At 68.0% G+C, this 359-nt stretch carries 1 protein-coding gene; it reads left to right on the top strand.

Going from position 1 to position 359, the window contains the following annotated elements; translation table 11 throughout:
• Positions 1 to 359: aldehyde dehydrogenase family protein (locus FDW84_RS19045; RefSeq protein ID WP_138611036.1), on the top strand; the 359-nt coding region annotated here is incomplete at both ends.

Below are 359 nucleotides of genomic sequence, written 5' to 3'. Positions count from 1 at the left end.
ACGGGCAGGGTGCTGCTGGGCATTGCCGACGCCGGAGCCGAAGACGGGAAGGCCGCCCTGGATGCCGCCGTGGCTGCCCAGGAGTCCTGGGCAAAGGTGCCCCCGCGCGAACGCGGTGAGATTCTCCGTAGGGCTTTCGAACTGGTCACCGAGCGCGCGGAGGACTTCGCGCTCCTGATGACCATGGAGATGGGCAAACCGCTGGCCGAAGCCCGCGGCGAGGTCACTTACGGCGCTGAATTCCTGCGCTGGTTCTCCGAGGAAGCCGTCCGCGCCTTCGGGCGCTACTCCGTCTCCCCGGACGGCAAGTCCCGGCTGCTGGTCACCAAAAAGCCGGTGGGCCCATGCCTGCTGATCAC

This window comes from Pseudarthrobacter sp. NamE5 (assembly GCF_005796225.1).
Classification (GTDB): domain Bacteria; phylum Actinomycetota; class Actinomycetes; order Actinomycetales; family Micrococcaceae; genus Arthrobacter.
The sequence above is the reverse complement of the archived record's forward strand: the minus strand, read 5'-3'. Positions and strand labels throughout refer to the sequence as shown.